Source organism: Acinetobacter sp. P8-3-8 (assembly GCF_000214135.1).
Classification (GTDB): domain Bacteria; phylum Pseudomonadota; class Gammaproteobacteria; order Pseudomonadales; family Moraxellaceae; genus Acinetobacter.
This window is the reverse complement of record NZ_AFIE01000116.1, coordinates 1-1,727: the sequence shown is the minus strand read 5'-3', so window position 1 is coordinate 1,727 and position 1,727 is coordinate 1. Positions and strand designations below refer to the sequence as shown.

The following is a 1,727-nucleotide window of genomic DNA, read 5'->3' as shown; positions in this document are numbered from 1 at the left end:
CTGCTTCAAAAACTAAAACTGATCGATCATTTTTCAATGAAATTTTATTTTCCAAAATATAATAAAAATTTTTAATTTCTTTTGGGGTAATTTCTTTGTCAATTATGAATGGCTGGCATATTCCATATAAATACGACCAATTGATCATTCGCTCCCAATTTAAATCCATTTCTTGCAGATCACGCTCCTCACTTCTAGCTATTTCTTTATCTTTATAAATATAAAATTGTCTACTAATTGATTTTATTAAGTTAACAAGCTGGTCTTCAGGATTTATGATCCGGTCATTTGATTTCCATTCCTGATATGATTCTAGAAATCTTTTTGGATATAAAAAACTCATTTGTTTTTTTTCAATTTCATCTTTTTTTAAGAATTGCTTTGGATCATTATGTTTTTCAAAAACCTTTAAAAAAACTTAGATTTTTGAAGAATGTTAAAAGCTGATTCATCCTCAGATATCTTTAAGGATTTAAATTGAGCATTAATAATTTTGCTATTTTTTAGTAATGCACCAATCAATTCAGGCTGATATTTACGTTTTGCTGTATAAAACATGTCTGCAATTAAAATATTAAGATGATGTATATAGCTACTTGCGGTCACGTTAAAGTCTTCATGCCCCATTAGATGTGCTAAACGTTGCCATACATCTGCGCTATGTAATGATGCATGATCGATATTTTGCAATATATGCTTTTTAAGCCTACCTACAAACCTAGAGTCATAGTCAGTAAAACTACAGATAAGCTGGTGGCTGCCTTTCAATAAAATTGCTAAGTGTGATGCAGCACTATGCCTAAATGCGTGAAATGTATATGAATGATCACTTGTCCCTAATACCAGATTAAACAAGCTCCTAGTGATTTTTGATAATTGTTGATTTTCAAAGGTGAAGAGTAATGTATTCTGTACTTGTAATTCCGCTTCGCTCAAAGAAGCAGCTAAATATTTTTTATAAAAATCACAGAACTCTTTAAATTCATTTGGATTTAAAAAATAGGATAAATCAAACTGACGATTTGCATTTTCGTTTTTAACATTACGGTGAGAGTTGGAATGAATTTTTAAAACCAGATTTTCAATATCTGAATTGGATGATTCATTTGAAGTTGTATCTTTAGGATCTGACTTTGCTTCGTAATATAAACGATTATTTTTAAGATGACTTCGAAGCTGTGCAGAGTCAAAATCATTGAGACGGATGCCTGTCACTTCATCAATACGCAAACCTAGTCTAAATGCGAGTCGATAGACCCATTGCAATGCAACTATGTCATTCCCTGAAATGCCTAAAATGTTTGGATAATTTTCCACAATTTTCATCATTAATTCAAACATCTGCGGACTAATGGTCCGTGTTTTTAAAAATTTCCCGCTGTCTCTCTGATGTTCATACAAGTACGCTACTACTGGTGCATCATGCTTGTTGACCAAATACTGATGAAATGTTTTTAACCTCGCGAAAGAATAGCCAGAGGTGTCGTGCTTTTTATTATCATTTTTTCTCAGCGATTGTTTCCTGCTTTTCCTGATCTTTCATTGATTTTTCTAAAATAAGGTACTCATACATTTCTTCAAATTGTTCTTCGATGGCATTATTCAAATTTATTTGATATTCTAAAATGTAAATTAAAAAGTCAGAAACGAAGCTGTGATAATAACGTTTTATCGATGCCACCTGAAGTGATGCTTTACCAGAGCTAGAATTGTAACCTAGCTCATAC

At 31.7% G+C, this 1,727-nt stretch carries 3 protein-coding genes; all 3 read right to left on the bottom strand.

The window, feature by feature from the left end; all coding sequences use genetic code 11:
• A partial coding sequence (locus GGG_RS21475) for a hypothetical protein (protein ID WP_010117861.1) occupies positions 1–343 on the bottom strand: 343 nt, incomplete at its 3' end.
• Positions 344–408: 65 nt separating this feature from the next.
• The gene (locus tag GGG_RS21470) at positions 409–1,230 is read right to left on the bottom strand and encodes a hypothetical protein (RefSeq protein WP_227500516.1); all 822 of its coding nucleotides are present in this window, start codon (positions 1,228–1,230) and stop codon (positions 409–411) included.
• Between the two features lie 268 nt (positions 1,231–1,498).
• Positions 1,499–1,727, bottom strand: a 229-nt coding sequence (locus tag GGG_RS21465) for a hypothetical protein (RefSeq protein ID WP_010117857.1), incomplete at its 5' end; no start/stop codon positions are given.